Below are 18,270 nucleotides of genomic sequence, written 5' to 3' on the forward strand. Positions count from 1 at the left end.
ATGGCAAAAAGTTTATATGAAACACTAGAAACAAATGAAAATGCATCTGTTGATGAAATAAAAAAAGCTTACAGAAGATTAGCAAGAAAATATCATCCAGACGTGAATAAAGACCCAAAAGCAGAAGAAAAATTCAAAGAGATTAATGCTGCATATGAGGTTTTAAGTGACCAAGAAAAAAAGCAACAATATGATCAATTTGGTGATTCTATGTTTGGAGGTCAAAACTTCCATGATTTTGCAAGAGGTCAAGCAGGTTCAGGAATTGATTTAGATGAAATTTTAAGACAGATGTTTGGACAACAAGGTGGGTTTGGAGGAGCTTCTGGTTTCTCTAGTGCCTTTGGTCAAGGTGGATTTAGCAACAGTGGATTTGGTGGGTATGAAGAACCTGATTTGGATATGAATGCACAAATTACTATAGCATTTGATACATCAATATTAGGTGGTAAACAACATATTTCACTAAATAATGACTCTTTTGATATAAAAATACCAGAGGGTATTAAAGATGGACAAAAAATAAGAGCAAAAGGCAAAGGAAAAGCCTTAGGTTCTCAAAGAGGGGATTTAATAATAAAAATAAATGTAGCTTCTAGTCCTGAATATGAAAGAGAAGAAGATACTTTAACTAAATCTTTTGATATACCACTTAGTACAGCACTATTTGGAGGAAAAATAGAGATTAAGACAATACATAAAACTATTACTCTAAAAATTCCTGAGAATACAAAACAAAATCAAAAATTTAGAGTAAAAGAGCTTGGAGTATTTAATAGAAAAACAGGTAAAAGAGGGGATCTTCACTTAAAAGCAAATATCAAACTTCCAAAAGTTCAAGAACTTGATGAAGATTTGATTGAATTATTAAAAGAGAAATTACCAAAGGAGTAAGCAATGGAAAATAATGCATACACTGAACCTGTCTACCTTATATCAGCGGTTGCACAAATACTTAATATTCATCCGCAGACTCTAAGACAATATGAAAGAGAGGGACTAATCAAACCCTCTCGTACAAATGGAAAAATAAGACTTTATTCTCAAAAAGATATAGATCATATAAAATATGTTTTAACACTTACAAGAGAATTAGGCATAAATCTAGCAGGAGTTGATTTGATTTTAAGATTAAATAAAAAAATTGAAAAATTAGAAACTGATGTTAGTATGTATAAAAATAAATTAAAAGAAGTAAATAATTTTGGAGTTGTTCCAAGCTCTAAAGCTTTAGTAATTAAAAAAAGCTCTTACGATTTAGTTATATTTGAAGAGTAGCTAACTCTTCATTTATATTTGATATTGAACTACATACTCTCTCATAAGTGGCGGAATATCTAAGTAATTTTCATCATTAACAGACAACTTAGCGTTTGAGTTATCTTGTCCTTCACTGTTTTTATCATAATCATCATCTGTGTCATTTTTAGATTCAAATCCTGTTGCTACAATTGTAATTTTAACTTCATCAGTTTGAAGTGTACTATCAGTAGTAGTACCAAATATAATCTCTGCATTAGAATCAATATTATCATGAATAGAACCCATAACATTATTAATAGCAAATAACGAAACCTGCGGATGAATATTAAAATGAATTAAAATACCTTTTGCTCCACTTAATGATACTTTATCAAGTAAAGGAGAGTCAATAGCGTCTTCTAAAGCTCTAAGTGCTGCATCATCACCTTTTGCTCTACCAATACCCATAAGAGCCATACCCTTGTGTTGCATTATTGTTTTAACATCTGCAAAGTCAGTATTAATATCTGAGTTTCCTGGATTTAAGATTACCTCACTCATTCCATTTACTGCTTGATACAAGATATTATCAATAATTTTAAAGGCATCTTTCATACCAACATTTTCATCTATAATGTCAAGTAATCTATCATTTGGAACTACAATTATTGAATCACTAACTTTTTTAAGTTCTTCAAGACCTAAATTTGCAAGTCCTGCTCTTTTTTTACCTTCCCAAGTAAAAGGTTTAGTAACAACAGAAACAGTTAAAGCACCCACTTCTTTTGCTGCTTTTGCTATAATAGCAGCAGCACCAGTTCCAGTTCCACCACCAAGACCAGCTGCAATAAATATTATGTCAGTTCCCTTAAGAGCATTTTTAATATCTTCATAACTCTCAACGGCAGAATCTCTACCAACTTCTGGTTTCATTCCAGCACCTAAACCTTTAGTTAGCTTAACTCCTAACTGTATTTTTTTAGGTGCTCTTGAAATATTTAATACTTGCAAATCTGTATTTGCAGCAATTAAGTCGATTTTATGAGTTCCCTCTTGGATCATGTGGTTAATCATATTACAACCACCTCCACCAACTCCAATTACTGAAATCTTAGCTATATTTTCTCCGATTGTTTGATTAGGCATTTCCACTGTAATATCATCCACATTAAATAAGTTTTCCATTAAAACCACTCCGAAACTTTACTCCAGAATCTAGACATACCTCTTCCTTTATCTTTTTTAGATAATGTTGGAAGTTTAGTATTGTCTTCTTTTTCTAAAGTCTCATTGATTTTTTCTTTTAGCTTCTCTTCTTTTATTACTGGTTCCTCTTTTTGAATAGGAGGAATAGTAAGTTCTTCTTTCTTTACAGCTCTTTTCATTAGTTTCTTATTAGAATCTAATTCATAAGCTCTATTATCATCAAGACCATAAAAAAGAAGTCCAACAGTTGTTGATAGTGTTGGATCATCAAAATTCATATATCCATTTTTAATATTAATTGGATTTGAAATTTTTATTGGAGTATTTTCAAATACTTTTGTTGCAAGTTCTTTTATTCCTGACAACTGACTCATACCACCAGTTATCACAATACCTGCACCTATATTTTCTTGTATTCCACTTTGTTTTAATTTATTTCTTACAAGTACTAAAATTTCTTCTACTCTTGCATGAATTATTGTTTGAATATGATCTAACGAAACTTCAGATGTACTTTGTTCATCTCCAATTCTTGGAATTTTGACTTTCTTAATAGTTAAATCTTCATTTTCGTTTGATTTTAGTAAATTACCATATTTTATTTTTAATGTTTCTGCTGCGTTTGGAGGAGTATGTAACATAACAGATAAGTCATTTGTTATATGATTTGAACCAACAGGTATAAATCCATTGAATACTATTGAACTACCCTTATAAGAAACAAACTCAGTTGTTGTGCCTCCTATATTAATAACAGTAGCTCCAAATTTATTTTGTTGTTCATCTAAAAGTGATATGGCACTTGCATATCCATCTAATACAAAATTTGTAAGTTCAATTCCTGCTTGTTTTAACGCTGATTTAACATTTGTAAGTGCTGTTCTTTTAGCTGTAACAATATAAACAGAAACTTCAAGTCTTGAGCCATTCATATTTAAAGGATTTTCAACATCTTTTGAATCATCAACTTTAAAAAATATTGGTAATACATGTACTACTTCATATTCAGGAATAATAGTTGCATTATATAAAGCCATTTGCATAACTTGGTTTATTTCAGTTTCTGTAATAAGCCCATTTGGAACATTTACTGAACCTAAACTTCTTAAACCCTTTGTATATGCACCAGATATAGATATAGCAGAAGAGTCAATTACTTCTGATGTACTTCCTCTTGCTATATTAACTGCATTTTTAATAGCTTTAGAAGCCACTTCAATATTTGTAATTGACCCTTTATTTATACCTTCACTTTTACTTGTTCCCGTACCTAATATATTTATTTTGCCATCTAAGTTATTCTTTGCTATTACTGCTGTTATACTAGTAGAACCAACATCTATGGCTAAAAGAGTCTTATTACTCAATTACTATTCCTTTGTCTTTAGTGAAGACTGAATTTCATATCTATTTTCAAGTCTTTTGATTAGATTGTTCATTAACTCTGTATTTTGTAAATTTCCAACAGTTTGCTTGATACTTTCATCTCGTGTTTTATCATAATTTGCAAATCTTGAATCATTTATCTTATAAAGTACAATTTTATTTCCTAAATCAATTTGACCTTTTTTACTATCTGTTCCAAATAACTTATTTAAAAATTGTGAAGCTTCCATTTCGTTTAAACCATTTAAATTTGAAACTGATGTTCTATTAATCCAACCTATATTTATACCTTTAAAATTATCTAACTCTTTCTTAGATAGTGCTTTTAATTTTAAAGTTTTTTCATTATTTATAAAATCTTGAGTTACATTTTGTTTTGCTTGTTCAAAACTTAACTGCTTTGGAAAGATTTTTTTATTAACTTTTACAATAATAAATTTATCATTATATAAAAATGGCTTTTTTAAATCACCAGCTTTAGATTTTTTTATTATAGTATTATTTTCACCATATGGTAACTCATTTTCATAAAATACTATATTTTTTGTAAAATCTTTCTCACTTTTTTTATACTTTATGTATTCTCTTAAAGCATCTTTTTTTGTATCTTTTAGATCAAGTGCAAATTGAATATCATCTTTTGCTTCTTCAAAACTTTTTATTTTATCATTTTCTTTTCTAAAGTCAGTTTTAAAGTTTTCATAATAACTTTGCATATCTTCTAAAGAGTGTTTGCCTTTTTTTATATCAACAATAGCATAATCTATATCATACGAATTGTCTGACATATAATTTACTTTATTTTTTTCCCAATACTCTTTAATTTTTTCTTCATTTAATGAAACAGTAATATTTTCTTTATTTAAAATTTTAATATCAACATTATCTTCTAAGAATAAAAGTTGATTTAAAAGTTTTATTTCTGTATCAGTCGCAGAAATCTCAAAAAGTTTTTCAATTTTTTGAAGTAAAGTATTTCTTTTTAAAGAGTCTTCAAACTCAGTTGCAGTTGTACCATTTCTATTTAAAACTTTTATATAAGTATCTTTATCAAATTTTCCATTTTTTATAAATGCTTCATATTTTAAAAGTTCTTTAGCAATATCTTCATCAGTAACAGTTAAACCTATTTCATCAGCATATGACAAAATAAGATTTTTTTCAATAGACATTTTATATGCCAAATCTTTTAGTTTTAGCTTTTCTGCCATCTCTTTACTGAAATTATCTCCAAAAATTTTTGCATATTGTTCATATAAAGCAGAATATTCTCTTTGATATTCATTAACTGTAATTTCTCTATCACCAACTACAGCGACTGCTCCACTTTTTTTACCAAAATCATAGCTTCCCCATCCTACAAATCCAGCACCAACAAAAGCTATTGTACTAATCCAAATAGTACTAACTAGCCACTTTTTATGTCTTTGCATCCAAGTTATCATATAATATATTCCTCTAAAAATTTTCAATATATATTACAGAAAAGTTGCTTTTAGTTACGTTAAATTGTAGTTTGCATTAAATCATTTATAACTGATTCTCTTATTGTGGTTTCTATTCTTTTACAAGCCCCTTTAAAGGCATCATCTTCTCCTACAATATAACACATACTTTTTGCTCTTGTAATTGCTGTATATAAAAGCTTTGTATTATGCATAATGTAGTGAGAAAAACTCATAGGAATTAAAGCATTATCATACTCCATTCCTTGGGTTTTATGTATAGTTAAGCAGTATGCTAAAGACAACAATGAGCTTAAATCATCCATATCATAAAAAACTACCATATCATCATTTGGATATAAAACAATACATTTTTTTTCATCAAAATCAAGTTTAATAATCAAGCCTAATTGACCATTAAAAACTCTTCTTTCTAAAAAGTCTTGAGAATTAGATTTATACATACTCATGGTTTGACATTTCATATTCTCATTTTTTATATGAATTACCTTATCACTTAGTTTATACTCATAAAGTCTTGTTTTTACAGACTGTTCTCTTGAACTATTAAATAATTTTTGAAGTTGCATATTTAGATTTTCAACACCTAAGGTTCCATTTTTCATAGGTGTAATAACTTGAAAAAGAGTTAATGCTTTTGAAATATCTTTATTTTTAATTAATCTATAAAATCTTTCAATATAACTTGCAGATATATTCAAAATATTATTTAATATCATATCTGAATTTTGAACTCTTATTGAAGCAAAATCATTAGAAGAAACAGAATTCTTAGTTGCATAATAATTATCAATAGATACATCAATAAATTTAAAATCTTCATAATTTTCTTTATAACTTGGCACTTTCCCTTGTCTTATATCATTTGCAATAACTGCGATTGCTTGATTTTCATTTTGTCTATAAATCTTTGTTAGTTTACAAATTGAGGCAAGATTATAATTAATTGCATCTGAAAGGATATTTCCAGCACCAATAGCAGGCAATTGTCCATCATCACCTACAATTATAAAGATTGTATCATCACTAATTTTTGAAACTATTTGATAAAATGTTACAGAATTAACCATTGAGGCTTCATCTAATAAAACAACTTTATATGGAAAAAAATCTTTCTCTTTATGTTTTACTAAAAGTGATTGAATTGTGCAACTTTCATATCCTGTAGTATCAGAAATTCTTTGACTTGCAATTCCACTTAGTGCAATTGTAATAATATCATCATATCCAACAATCTCTTCTAATAATTCTAAAATAGCTCTACTTGAAGTAGATTTTCCTGTTCCTGCATAACCTATTAAAAAAAGTGTATTTTGACCTTCATTTATAAGTTTAACTGCTTTTTTTTGTTCAGGACTTAAATTAAATCCTAAGGTTTTTTCTTTTTTTTCTAAATAATCATCTATATTAGATACTATATTTTTTAAATGTCTTTCGTCTTTTCGTCTTTTAAAAAATTCTAAAATCTTTTTTTCTGCTCTATACAACATTGAAATAGCAACTCTATTCTCTTTTGTAGTAAATAACTCTTCATTTGCAAGCATTTGAACAATACTATTTTCATAAAGCATTTCTTCATTGTTAAAACCCAAAGATTCATCTAAAAGCTTGTATAAATGATATTTATCAATTGAAGAGTTTCCATTATTATCACAAAACTCTTTTAATGTATAATTTAAACAAGCCATTATTCTAAATTCTGAACGTTCATCAATTCCTAAAGACTTAGCTATTTCATCAGCTTTTTTAAAACCTATTCCCTTAATATTTATCAATATATATGGATTTTCTTTAATCTTATCAATCAAGTCTTCAATTTCGCCAAAATTTGAGTATATTTTAGTAATTAAACTTGAGCTAACACCATACTTAGAAAGAAAGCTTCCAAGCTCTCTTAAGTGTTGAAATTTTTGCCAAGATGATACTATCTTTTCTAATTTTTTTTCTTTTATACCTTTAAACTTTAAAAGCTTTTCTGGAGCTTCATTTAAAACTTTTATTAACTCTTCTTCTGTATATTCTTCTAATAACTCTTTTGCAAACTTCTGCCCTATTCCTTTTACAATCTTTGTTAAAAAAAAATAAAGTTCAGCTTCTTTTATTTCTAAAGTATCAAAGATAAATTGAACACCATATTTTTTATGAGTTACCCAATTACCAGTAAGAACTATCTCTTCTCCCACAATTTTTTCAATATCAGTGTCAAAATAAACACCACAAATTCTTTGATTGTTTTCTAAAACTGCTGATATAAATTTTGTTTCATCATTTTTGTAAAATACTTTTTTTATTACCCCTGATAATTTAAAACTTTTTGGCTCTTCCATTAATATCCATCATCAAATTTTGATTTTTTATGCTTCTGTTTTTTATAGTTTTTTTTATTTTTCTCTTTTTGAAGCAAATTGGCATCTTTTAATAAGGTTGATCTTTGTTCTTGAAAATCATCTATTGGATTATTTATATAACTCATTGTTTTATTAATAAAATCTTTAAGTTCAGTCAAGTAGTTTGAATGTAAATCAACCGATTTCACCCTATTTAAGTCCTCAAAATTTTTTTTAGTTCTTTGTATAAATAACTGTGTATTAAAATCATCTAACCTAAGTAAAGATAGTGTTCTAGTAAAAAACTTCTCTAAAACTCTTATATATTTGATTCTTTCTTGTTTTTCATGCATTACATAAACAACTTTTGTATATTTTCTTTAGGTCTTGCAATTACAGCATCTCCATCTTTTATAACAACAGGTCTTTCTATAAGTTTTGGATTATTTACCATTGCTTTAATAAGCTCTTCTTCATTTTTTACATTTTTCAAATCAAGCTCTTTATAAATAGCCTCTTTTGTTCGAATAAGATCTTTTGCAGCAATTCCCAACATTAAAAGAACATCTTTTATCTCTTGTTCATTTGGTGTTTGTTCTAAATATTTTACTATTTTAATATCTAAGTTTTTCTCTTCAAGTAGTTTTAATGCATCTCTTGATTTTTTACATCTTGGATTGTGCCAAATAGTTATATCTTGCATTATAATCCTTTTACTAATTTTAAAAAGATTATACCAAAAGTTTTTTTATACTATATAAATTATTACAAATTGCAATATATTAAAAACTTGGTATCAAGTCATTTAAGCCATCTAATCCCAACTCTTTTAAATCTAGATGAATTTGTCCCATTTTTTTCGTTTTATCATTTGTAATTATTGGAGCAAAAGTATTTAAACCATTATCATTATTTTGTGTTTGTAATACAAAAATATAATAAATAGATATCTCTTCAATAGCTGTTATTTCTAATTTTTGTTTAAACTCATCTGGTAATTCAAAATTTAAAGATTTTAAAGCGCCAAAACTCATAAGTCTTAATGTAGCTTCAGTTTCTACACCTTTTATAATTGAAAAAAAATCATCAACTTTTTCAAGAACAAATCCTTTTTCATCTTCAAAACCATCAATACTTACTACTACATCATATTCCATAAGTTTAAACCTTTATAAACAGATGAATCATTTTACAAAAACAAATTGTATAAGTCAATTTGAGAAAAGTTAAAGATTTATGATATACTTTATTTTATGTTAGTTGGAAATAATTCACTTTTAAATATTCTTTTACCAAATCAAGATAATAAGGTACTAAAAGATGTGCTAAAAGAAGCTGATTCAAAAGCACTAAATAGTATGATGAAAAATAATTCATCTATTCAAGATGTATTAAAAAATCTATTTGAAGATATAAAAAGTGGAAATAAAAATAATGAAACTATTCAAAATATACTTAAAAACTCTACACTATTTAAAGACCTAGGAAATTTTACAAATACTTTAAAAACACTATTATCACAAGTAGCAAATGAGCCTTCTTTTAGTAAATACAAGCCTATGCTTGAATCATTTTTAACTCAAATAGATAATTTAGATGAGAACAACTTAAAAGAATTACTTTCAAAATCAGGTATTTTTTTAGAATCAAAAATGCTAGAAAAAGCAAACAGTTCAAGTTTACCACCAAAACTATTAGAATTATTAAATCAAATAAAAAGTATTATAAAAACCCTAGATACACCTCAATCAAAACAAATAAATGAAATTATTTCAAAATTAACTACAAGCCCTAATCAAACAGCAAGCTCTATGCAAGCTGATATAAAATCAATGATAAATTTACTACAAGAGGTTTCAAAAAACCTAAGCGATAAAAATGTACAAAATCTAAATAATTTAACAAATCAATTAAAAAGCATAAATATTGATGCTCAACTAATTGAATCAAAACTTCAAAATAGTTCAAATACACAAAATATCAAAGATTTAATATCAATTCTAAAGACTGAACTTTCTCAAATGAAAAGTTTAGAGTCAGTTAATGTATTAAGAAATTTAAGTAGTTTACAAAACATGGACTTTAATCAACAAGAAATAAAAAGTAGTTTATCAAATATACTCTCTTCTTTAGATTTTCAAAGTAGTAGTATTAAAAATACAAATCTTCAAGAAATATCAAACAAATTAACACAGGCTTTACAAAGTTCAAATTTAAATAATTTAAACCTTCAAAGTTTAAATGAACAAAAACAACAAATAACAAGTCAAGTCAAAGATATTTTATTTCAATTAAAAAATGAATTATTAACAAATAAAGATATTGAACCACAAAAACTATTAAGACAAATTGATAATATTTTAACGCAAAAAGATATTTTTTTAAATAATAATACCTTAGAACCTAAAGCACTTCTAAACCAACTTCTAACTAGTACGGAGATGAAAAATAGCTCTATTTTAAATACAAATGTTACAAATTTAGTAAATCAATTAAAAAATTTAAGTGATGATATTGTTTCAATTGAAAATAAAATTCAAAATAATCAAATAACAACAAATGAAAAAGCTAGTGTACTAAACCAAATAAAAGAAAATTTAAATTTATTGAAAAATGAGCTTTTACAAAACAATACTATACAATCAAAGGTTTTAGTTCAAACAATCGATAAACTTTTGAATATGCAAAATCTTTTTGATAATTTAGAGTTACCAGCTGATTTTAAACTACTTCAATCACAAAATAATAGTTTATCAACTTTTCAAAGCAATTTTTCATCAAATATAAATAGTCTTTTGTTAAACTTAAAAGAAACAATCTCAAATGCTTCAGCTAATCCAAACTCTTCATTTTTACAAAATGAAATATTAAAATCTGTTGATAAAATTGAAAATGCATTAAAAGAAGGTATTCTAACAGCAACAAGTTTACAAAATAACAAAAATGACAATAGTACAATTCAAAATGACATGAAAAGTATACTTTTACAAATACAAGAAGAACTTGCTTCAAAGTCTTCAGAAGCAAAATCTCTTACAGAAGCTTCAAAAAATATAGAAAAATTACTTTTTCAAGTTGATTATTATCAACTTTTATCTTTAAGTTCAAATTCAAACTATGTTTATTTGCCTTTTTTATGGGATATGTTAGAAGATGGTTCAATAAGTATGAAAAAGATTAATGAAAAAAAATTTTACTGTGAGATTAATTTAACACTTAAAGATTTTGGGCAAGTACAGCTACTTCTTGCTTTATATGAAAAAAATAAAATTGATTTAACAATCTTTGCATCCAGAGATGTTTTCAAAAAACTTTTAAGAGAACACTTGACAAAATTAAAACAATCACTAAATAGTGTTGGTTTAATTCCAATAGATATAAAACTAATTGATTTAGAAAAAAGAAAAAAAGAGCAAGAAACAACACAAAATATATATTCTCAGAAAAATAGTGATCTCCAAATGGGACTAAATATAAGAGCATAATATGGAAAAACAAAAAATTCAAAAAGCAGCAGCACTTAAATATGATTTAGAAAAAGATAGTGCACCAAAACTTATAGCAAAAGGTCAAGAACAAGTTGCAAAAAATATTATAAAAATTGCAAAAGAGAATGAACTCCCAATAAAAAAAGATGAAGATTTAATAGAACTTCTTTCAAAGTTAGACATAGATAAAGAGATTCCAGCTAGTATGTATAAAGCTGTTGCTGAGATATTTAGCTTTATTTATGACTTAACAAAGAAAAATAAAGACAATAATGAAAAATAAATCTTTTATTGATATAAGTATAAGAGTTATTATAATATAATCGACCATCAATAAAAGAAGTAATATGGCCAAATGAAAAGAAACATTTTTGATAATATTTTAACAGTTGTTTTTGTATTTTTTTTTACTATTATAGTAAACTTTATTTCATCAATTTATTTTAATCCAATATTTTTAGTAGGTGTTTTATTTTTAACTTTTATGCATATCATAAAAAGAGAATATTATTACAGCGCTTTTTTCTTAATACTAGCAATGTTATTTTTGGAGTTAAATAATGGATTTAAACCTTTTAGTTTACTTTTATTAAGTTTTTTTGTATATGCATTTATTGCATCATACATAAAAAGAGTAGTATCTTTTTCACAACTTAATGATTATATTTATATATTAGTATTTTATTTTGGTTTTACTATTTTATACATTATGAATAATACATATTCATATGAACTTTTTTTTACTATTTTTATTAATATTGTAATTGATTTTATAGTTGTTGGATTAATGATATGAAAAGATTAAATTTTATTTTACTATTTATTGGTATTCTTATGATAGTTTTATTATCAAGGGTTTATTTTTTAAGTATTAAATCAAATACTTATTATGAAGAGTTATCAAAGCAAAACTATATAAAAAGAGTATACCAAGCACCATCAAGAGGATTAATAGAAGATAGAAATGGCATACCATTAGCTATAAATAACTTAGGATTTTCAATCACAGTAAAACCTCACCTTAAGTCATATAAAAACAAACAAAAATTACATAATATTGTAAAAATTATTGCAAAACACTTCCCTGAATATGAAGAAGAGAAATTATTAAAAAGATATAAAAAACTAGATTCTCCATATAAACATGATTATGTAAACTTAATAGATTATATAGCCTATGATGATTTTTTCTCAAAATTTACTCTATTTAACTCAATAGAAGATATAAAAGTTGAACCATCTGTAAAAAGGTACTATCCATTTCATAATGCTGCTTCACACATTATAGGATATGTTGGTAAGGCTTCAAGAGAAAATATGAATAATAATGAACTTTCAAAATATAGTGGTATTGTTGGGAAAAATGGTTTAGAAAAATATTATAATGAAAAACTACAAGGTACATTAGGATATAAAGATATTAAAGTAAATGCCTTAAATAAAGAGCTTGAAGTATTAAAAGAGAAAAAACCAAATGAAGATAATAATTTAAAACTTACAATTGATATAAAACTTCAAAAATATATTCAAAAAATATTTACACATAAAAGTGGTGCAGTAATAGTTATTGATGTAAATAATGGCGAACTTTTAGCTGCTGCATCTTTTCCTGAGTTTGATAATAATATTTTTGTAGGAGGTATTTCTCAAAAAGATTGGGATAAAATGAGAAATAGTTTTGACCACCCTTTTACAAATAAATTAGTAAATGGTTTATATCCTCCAGGTTCCGTTCATAAAATGGGCGTAGCTTTAGCATTACTTGAACATGGTATTTCTCCAAGCTATTCTGTCTATTGTAATGGTGAGTTACAAATAGGAAATAGAAAGTTTAGGTGTTGGAAGCAAAGAGGTCATGGAAGAACTGGATTTAGAAAAGCACTTAGAGAAAGTTGTGATGATTTCTTTTATAAAGCTAGCTTAAAAGTTGGAATAAATAAAATCTCTAAAACTTTAGAAAAATATGGATTTGGTCAAGAAACAGGGATTGATCAAATAAATGAATTTATAGGGGTTAATCCAAACAAAAATTGGAAAAGAGAAAAATATAATCAACCTTGGTATATAGGTGAAACAGTAATTACTTCAATAGGTCAAGGTTATACATTAGTAACTCCAATGCAAGTTGCTAGATATACGGCTTTTTTAGCCACAGGTAAACTACCAAGACCACATTTTTATAAAGACAATCATGAAGAACCAAAAAAAGTTCAAACAGATCCTGAATATCTTAAAATTATTCGACAAGGTATGTATGATGTAGCAAATAAAAGATTTGGTACAGCACAAAGACATATAAGATCAAAAGTAACAATTGCTGCTAAAACAGGAACAGCACAAGTTATTTCTATTCCACAATCAGAAAAGAAAAGAATGAAAGAGAGTGAATTAGAGTATTATCATCGTTCACATGCATGGCTTAATACTTATGGACCATATGAAAATCCTCAATATGCAGTAGTCGCACTTATTGAACATGGAGGGCATGGTGGTTCAGCTGCTGGGCCAATGGTTAGTAAAATATATGATAAATTATATGATTTGGGATATATTAAAAAATAGGCATTTAATGCTTTTTTAGTTATTATTTCGCACAGAAAAAAAGAGGATTTGATTTGAAAATACTAGTTAGTTTATTGCTTTTTACATCACTTATTTTTGCAGCAGATTCACCACCAATTGTAAATTTATCTGTTGCAGCACTTGAAGAACCAGCACAATTTGTAAAAACAATCAATATAGCAATCATACTAGCATTATTAGTACTTGCACCAAGTTTACTATTAATGGTAACAAGTTTTACGAGATTTTTAATAGTATTTTCACTTCTAAAACAAGCTTTAGGATTACAGCAAACTCCTCCATCTCAAGTTATTGTATCAATGGCTTTAATATTGACTTTTTTTATTATGGAACCTTATGCAAAAAAATCTTGGGAAGATGCAATTGTGCCTTATATGGATGAACAAATAGGATATGAGGTAGCTTTTGAAAAAGGTGTTAAACCCTTTAAAGAGTTTATGATTAAAAATACAAGAGAAACTGACCTTGCTTTATTTTATAGAATAAAAAAAGAAGAAAATCCTAAAAATATAGATGAAGTACCTTTAACTTTGCTAATGCCTGCATTTATTGTAAGTGAACTAAGAACTGCTTTTGAAATAGGATTTCTAATATTTTTACCCTTTTTAGTTATTGATATTATTGTATCTTCTATTTTAATGAGTCTTGGTATGATGATGCTTCCACCTGTTATGATATCCTTGCCTATTAAACTTATTTTCTTTATTGTAATTGATGGATGGTTTTTAATTATAGGAAATCTTGCACAATCCTTTAAATAATAATATTTTATTATAAATATAAGGCTTAATAATATAATTAATTTTTATACTATTAATTGCTTTTTTTAACATTTGTTTTTATCTTTATGCATTATAATATGCCATATTATAAATATGTGGAGTACTAATGTATAAACTAAGCTTATATTTTTTTCTTGTTTCTTTTTCTTTTGCACAAACTGTAAATTTCAATGAGTTATTGTCTTATACTCTAAAAAATAATAAAGATTTAAAAACTTCTAAATTAAATATTGATCTTAGTGAATTAAATGTTAAAAAGCTTGAAGCACTAAGTTTTGGAAAACTATCAATCATAAATGAAACAAATAGAACTAATCATTCAGGTTATGTATTTAATTCAAAATTATCTTCAAGAGAAGCAACTTTTAAAGATTTTGGATTTGCTCAAATGAATGAACCTATAAATACTCAACCAAAAGACTTGAATTATCCCTCAAGCAGAACAAACATAAATACAAAACTTACATATGATATTCCTTTATTTACAGGTTACAAGATAAAAACACAAAAAGATATATTAAAACTTGAAAAAAAAATTAATAAATTAAAATATAATATGAATAAAACTGAATTATCACTTGAAGTCTTTAAAGCTTACAATAGTACAGTAGTTGCAAAAGAGTATATTAAAGCATTAAAAGAATCAAAATATACAATTACTCAAGTATTTAAAAGAGCTCAAGCTTTTCATAAAGAAGGTTTAATAACATCAATTGATGTTAAACAAGCAAAAGCTTATATATATGAAATAAATGCAAAATTATCAGAAGCAAAAAAGAGTTTAAATTTTAACTTAGCATACCTTAGATTTTTAAGTTCAAATGATAAAATAAGTGATGTAAAATCATTTAAAAGTTTTAATTTAGATTTTTTAAATAAAAATGCACTTTTAACAAAAGCTTTAAATCAAAAAGATGAACTAAAAGCAATGAAGTTATATAAACAAATTAGTAAAAAAAATATAGATATTGCAAAAAGTTCATATTATCCACAAATTTATTCTCACTTAGAATATGGATATAATGATAATAGAGTGAATTTTTCAGATGAAAAAGATTACTATAATGCTGTAATTGCTGTAAAATATACACTTTTTGATAATACAAGAGATGCAAATTATCAAAAGAATAGAATACTACATCATAAAGCTTCAATAAACTATGAAAAACAAAAGGATTATATAAAATTAGAGTTATCAAATGCTCTTGAAAATCTAAAATCTAAAAAAGTAATTCAAAAAGAAAAAAAACAATTTTTAAATCTTACTAATTTAATTTTTAAACAATCAGAAAAAATGTATAAAAACCACCTAATATCAATGACAAATTTACTTGAACAAAAAGCTAAATACGAACAAGCAAAAGCACAATTAATACAAGCAAAATTTGCCAAAGCTTTAGCTATTGCAAAAATTGCAAAAATCATTAATATAAATTTTGAAGGATTAAAATGATAAAAGTTTTATTGATTATCTTATTATTTATCTCATCTTATGCAAAAGATATAGAAACATCAGGTACAGTAATATCAAATAATGAAAAAATCGTTACAAGTAGGCACTTTGGCTATATAAAAAAAGTATTTATACAAGAGGGTTCATTTGTTAAAAAAAATCAAATTTTATATAAAATTGATTCTTCAAAATTAGACTCTTTAAAAAATGAAGCAAAATCTAATCTTGCTATTTTAGAAAATAAACTTGCTAATATAAAATTAAATTATAAAAGATATAAAAGATTGTATAAAGATGATTTAATTGCAAAATATGATTTGGAACAACTGGAATTGAATCTTTTAAATTTAAAAAATCTTGTATCAATAGCAAAAGCAAAACTTACTCAAATAAACAATGAATACAACTATTTAAATGTAAAAGCATCAAATGATTCAATGGTTATAAAAAAAAGCATCAAAGAGGGTGAAATGGCTATGCCAGGTGCTATAGCACTAGTACTTACAGATTTAGAAAATCTGAAAATAAAAACTTCAATAAATGAAAGTGATTTAATAAATATAAAAAAATCTCAAAAAGTAGAAATTATTTTCCCTTCAATTAACTTTGAAACAACTGGAATAATTGATGCAATTATTCCTAGTGTTGATAATACATCACACTCATTTATAATAAAAATCTCTTTTGACAAAAAAGAACAAGTAATATATCCAGGTATGTATGCAAAACTAGTAATTAAAACAAACAGGATTAAAAATGAAAAATAATGATTTTTCAAAACATATCAATCCAAATTTAAATATTGCAGGTAAACTATCCCTTAGTTTTATAAATCACCCTTTAACTGCTATTACAATATTTTTAATACTTGTTTTAGGCTATATTTCACTAATTATTATGCCAAGAGAAGAAAATCCACAAATAAAAGTAAGTGGTGGTGCAGTTATAGTAGGACTTCCAGGAGCAAAACCAAGTGAAATTCAAAAAGTAATAATTGATCCATTAGAAAAAAAATTAAGAGAAATAAAAGGAATAGAACATATTTACTCATTTGCAAAAGATTCAGTAGGAATTGTCCAGGTTCAATATTTCATTGGAGAAGATAAAGAAAGTTCAAACTTAAAACTATATGATCAAGTTATGAGAAATATGGATTTAATGCCTAAAAAAGCCCTAACACCTATTGTCAAAACCATGGATATAGATACCGATATTCCTATAGCTACAATTGCTTTTTATTCAAAAAAAGACAAGGGAAAGAATCTAATTTCTCAAACTGAGATATTTAAAGAAATAGATAAATTAACTAAAAAAATCAACCAAATAGATAATGTTGCACTTATAGAATTAAAAGGTGAGAAAAAAGAACAATATAATATTTTAATAGATTCAAACAAAATATCACAATATAAAATTTCATTAAATGAAGTAGTTAAAAGTGTACAAACTTTAGCTTATAATACTCCTAATATCCAAGGTAATACAAAAGAGAATAAATTAATAGTTTTTGGAATAAAACAAGCAATTGAATCAAAAAAAGATATACAAAATTTAATAATAAGCTATAAAAATGGTTCAGCAGTTTATCTAAAAGATATTGCAAAAGTAGAAAAATCATATGACATACAAAACAATAAAGAAGCTTACTTATACACAAAAAATATCAATAATAAAATAGAAGAAACTGCACAAGTTACAATGATGATTTCAAAACTAAAAGGTACAAATTCTGTTGATATAAATAAAAATATTTTTTCTTTTATGCAAGATATGAAACAAGAACTTTTAGATAAAAATATCAAATATACAATTACACGAGATGATGGATATACTGCAAATAATGCAGTAAATTCCCTTGTAAAAAACCTTTTGATTTCTATAGTAATTATTGCCATTTTACTTATTTTTACACTTGGATTTAAAGAAGCTATGATTGTATCGCTTACTGTTCCTATGATTTTATCATTAACATTATTTATAGGTTTTTTACTTGATGAAACAATAAATAGGATTACACTATTTGCATTAATTGTATCTCTTGGAATGCTAGTTGATGCAGCAATAATTGTTATTGAAAATATACATAGACATAGAAAAGAGAGTCCAAACGCTGATATTACAATTATTTCTATTAATGCAACAAATGAGATAGGAAATGCTACAAATATTGCAACAATAGCTATCATCATGACTTTTCTACCTATGTTCTTTGTAGGTGACATGATGGGACAATTTATGAATCCACTTCCTGTTTTTGTACCAATTGCACTTATTGTTTCTCTTGTTATTGCTTATTCATTTACACCATATTTAATAAAAAAATTTCTATAGGATTTT

The 18,270-nt window shown here is 25.8% G+C and carries 17 protein-coding genes; 10 read left to right on the forward strand and 7 right to left on the reverse strand.

Features of this window, described 5'->3' with window-relative positions; genetic code table 11:
* Both AMRN_RS08055 and AMRN_RS08060 read left to right on the forward strand, forming a co-directional pair.
* On the forward strand, positions 1–894 hold the full coding sequence (locus AMRN_RS08055; protein WP_099311201.1) for a DnaJ C-terminal domain-containing protein: 894 nt from the start codon (positions 1–3) through the stop codon (positions 892–894).
* 3 nt (positions 895–897) lie between these two features.
* Complete coding sequence (locus AMRN_RS08060; RefSeq protein WP_099311202.1) at positions 898–1,278, forward strand: heat shock protein transcriptional repressor HspR; 381 nt, start codon at positions 898–900, stop codon at positions 1,276–1,278.
* 12 nt (positions 1,279–1,290) lie between these two features.
* Here the strand turns inward: AMRN_RS08060 and ftsZ are convergent, their stop codons facing one another.
* The 7 genes from ftsZ to fliW form a co-directional block, all read right to left on the reverse strand.
* Positions 1,291–2,427 (reverse strand): cell division protein FtsZ, encoded by a 1,137-nt coding sequence (gene ftsZ / locus AMRN_RS08065; RefSeq protein ID WP_099311203.1) that lies wholly within the window; start codon positions 2,425–2,427, stop codon positions 1,291–1,293.
* Positions 2,427–3,815 carry a cell division protein FtsA gene (gene ftsA, locus AMRN_RS08070; RefSeq protein ID WP_099311204.1) on the reverse strand — a complete coding sequence of 463 codons (1,389 nt, stop codon included), beginning with the start codon at positions 3,813–3,815 and terminating at the stop codon, positions 2,427–2,429. The genes ftsZ and ftsA overlap by 1 nt, the downstream gene beginning before the upstream one ends.
* Positions 3,816–3,818: 3 nt before the next feature.
* The gene (locus AMRN_RS08075; protein ID WP_099311205.1) at positions 3,819–5,279 is read right to left on the reverse strand and encodes a peptidylprolyl isomerase; all 1,461 of its coding nucleotides are present in this window, start codon (positions 5,277–5,279) and stop codon (positions 3,819–3,821) included.
* Between the two features lie 59 nt (positions 5,280–5,338).
* A complete protein-coding gene (locus AMRN_RS08080; RefSeq protein ID WP_099311206.1) occupies positions 5,339–7,627 on the reverse strand; it encodes an AAA family ATPase in 2,289 nt (762 codons plus the stop codon).
* Complete coding sequence (locus tag AMRN_RS08085) at positions 7,627–7,980, reverse strand: hypothetical protein (RefSeq protein ID WP_099311207.1); 354 nt, start codon at positions 7,978–7,980, stop codon at positions 7,627–7,629. Before AMRN_RS08085 ends, AMRN_RS08080 begins: the two co-directional genes overlap by 1 nt.
* Positions 7,980–8,330 (reverse strand): arsenate reductase (glutaredoxin), encoded by a 351-nt coding sequence (gene arsC / locus AMRN_RS08090; protein ID WP_099311208.1) that lies wholly within the window; start codon positions 8,328–8,330, stop codon positions 7,980–7,982. The genes AMRN_RS08085 and arsC overlap by 1 nt, the downstream gene beginning before the upstream one ends.
* 79 nt (positions 8,331–8,409) lie before the next feature.
* Complete coding sequence (gene fliW, locus AMRN_RS08095; protein WP_099311209.1) at positions 8,410–8,784, reverse strand: flagellar assembly protein FliW; 375 nt, start codon at positions 8,782–8,784, stop codon at positions 8,410–8,412.
* A 96-nt stretch (positions 8,785–8,880) separates the two neighbouring features.
* Here fliW and fliK point away from each other — a divergent pair, with 96 nt between their 5' ends.
* The 8 genes from fliK (at position 8,881) to AMRN_RS14330 (ending at position 18,264) form a co-directional block, all read left to right on the forward strand.
* The gene (fliK, locus tag AMRN_RS08100) at positions 8,881–11,112 is read left to right on the forward strand and encodes a flagellar hook-length control protein FliK (RefSeq protein ID WP_099311210.1); all 2,232 of its coding nucleotides are present in this window, start codon (positions 8,881–8,883) and stop codon (positions 11,110–11,112) included.
* 1 nt (position 11,113) lies between these two features.
* Positions 11,114–11,398: an EscU/YscU/HrcU family type III secretion system export apparatus switch protein gene (locus AMRN_RS08105; protein WP_099311211.1), complete on the forward strand. Its 285-nt coding sequence runs from the start codon at positions 11,114–11,116 to the stop codon at positions 11,396–11,398.
* Between the two features lie 72 nt (positions 11,399–11,470).
* Positions 11,471–11,911: a hypothetical protein gene (locus tag AMRN_RS08110; RefSeq protein ID WP_099311212.1), complete on the forward strand. Its 441-nt coding sequence runs from the start codon at positions 11,471–11,473 to the stop codon at positions 11,909–11,911.
* Positions 11,908–13,677, forward strand: a complete 1,770-nt coding sequence (gene mrdA / locus AMRN_RS08115; protein WP_099311213.1) for a penicillin-binding protein 2 — start codon at positions 11,908–11,910, stop codon at positions 13,675–13,677. Before AMRN_RS08110 ends, mrdA begins: the two co-directional genes overlap by 4 nt.
* Before the next feature lie 53 nt (positions 13,678–13,730).
* Positions 13,731–14,459, forward strand: a complete 729-nt coding sequence (fliP, locus tag AMRN_RS08120) for a flagellar type III secretion system pore protein FliP (protein ID WP_099311214.1) — start codon at positions 13,731–13,733, stop codon at positions 14,457–14,459.
* Positions 14,460–14,586: 127 nt separating this feature from the next.
* Positions 14,587–15,933: a TolC family protein gene (locus tag AMRN_RS08125; protein WP_099311215.1), complete on the forward strand. Its 1,347-nt coding sequence runs from the start codon at positions 14,587–14,589 to the stop codon at positions 15,931–15,933.
* The gene (locus AMRN_RS08130; protein WP_099311216.1) at positions 15,930–16,700 is read left to right on the forward strand and encodes an efflux RND transporter periplasmic adaptor subunit; all 771 of its coding nucleotides are present in this window, start codon (positions 15,930–15,932) and stop codon (positions 16,698–16,700) included. Before AMRN_RS08125 ends, AMRN_RS08130 begins: the two co-directional genes overlap by 4 nt.
* Positions 16,690–18,264 carry an efflux RND transporter permease subunit gene (locus AMRN_RS14330; protein WP_099311217.1) on the forward strand — a complete coding sequence of 525 codons (1,575 nt, stop codon included), beginning with the start codon at positions 16,690–16,692 and terminating at the stop codon, positions 18,262–18,264. The genes AMRN_RS08130 and AMRN_RS14330 overlap by 11 nt, the downstream gene beginning before the upstream one ends.
* Positions 18,265–18,270 lie beyond the last annotated feature (6 nt).

This window comes from Malaciobacter marinus (assembly GCF_003544855.1).
GTDB classification, from domain to species: Bacteria; Campylobacterota; Campylobacteria; order Campylobacterales; family Arcobacteraceae; genus Malaciobacter; species Malaciobacter marinus.

Coding starts and splice junctions, on each gene's coding strand:
- AMRN_RS08055 (WP_099311201.1), top strand. CDS start 1: ATGGCAAAAAGTTTATATGAAACACTAGAAACAAATGAAAATGCATCT.
- AMRN_RS08060 (WP_099311202.1), top strand. CDS start 898: ATGGAAAATAATGCATACACTGAACCTGTCTACCTTATATCAGCGGTT.
- ftsZ (WP_099311203.1), bottom strand. CDS start 2,427: ATGGAAAACTTATTTAATGTGGATGATATTACAGTGGAAATGCCTAAT.
- AMRN_RS08075 (WP_099311205.1), bottom strand. CDS start 5,279: ATGATAACTTGGATGCAAAGACATAAAAAGTGGCTAGTTAGTACTATT.
- AMRN_RS08080 (WP_099311206.1), bottom strand. CDS start 7,627: ATGGAAGAGCCAAAAAGTTTTAAATTATCAGGGGTAATAAAAAAAGTA.
- AMRN_RS08085 (WP_099311207.1), bottom strand. CDS start 7,980: ATGCATGAAAAACAAGAAAGAATCAAATATATAAGAGTTTTAGAGAAG.
- arsC (WP_099311208.1), bottom strand. CDS start 8,330: ATGCAAGATATAACTATTTGGCACAATCCAAGATGTAAAAAATCAAGA.
- fliW (WP_099311209.1), bottom strand. CDS start 8,784: ATGGAATATGATGTAGTAGTAAGTATTGATGGTTTTGAAGATGAAAAA.
- fliK (WP_099311210.1), top strand. CDS start 8,881: ATGTTAGTTGGAAATAATTCACTTTTAAATATTCTTTTACCAAATCAA.
- AMRN_RS08105 (WP_099311211.1), top strand. CDS start 11,114: ATGGAAAAACAAAAAATTCAAAAAGCAGCAGCACTTAAATATGATTTA.
- AMRN_RS08110 (WP_099311212.1), top strand. CDS start 11,471: ATGAAAAGAAACATTTTTGATAATATTTTAACAGTTGTTTTTGTATTT.
- mrdA (WP_099311213.1), top strand. CDS start 11,908: ATGAAAAGATTAAATTTTATTTTACTATTTATTGGTATTCTTATGATA.
- AMRN_RS08125 (WP_099311215.1), top strand. CDS start 14,587: ATGTATAAACTAAGCTTATATTTTTTTCTTGTTTCTTTTTCTTTTGCA.
- AMRN_RS08130 (WP_099311216.1), top strand. CDS start 15,930: ATGATAAAAGTTTTATTGATTATCTTATTATTTATCTCATCTTATGCA.
- AMRN_RS14330 (WP_099311217.1), top strand. CDS start 16,690: ATGAAAAATAATGATTTTTCAAAACATATCAATCCAAATTTAAATATT.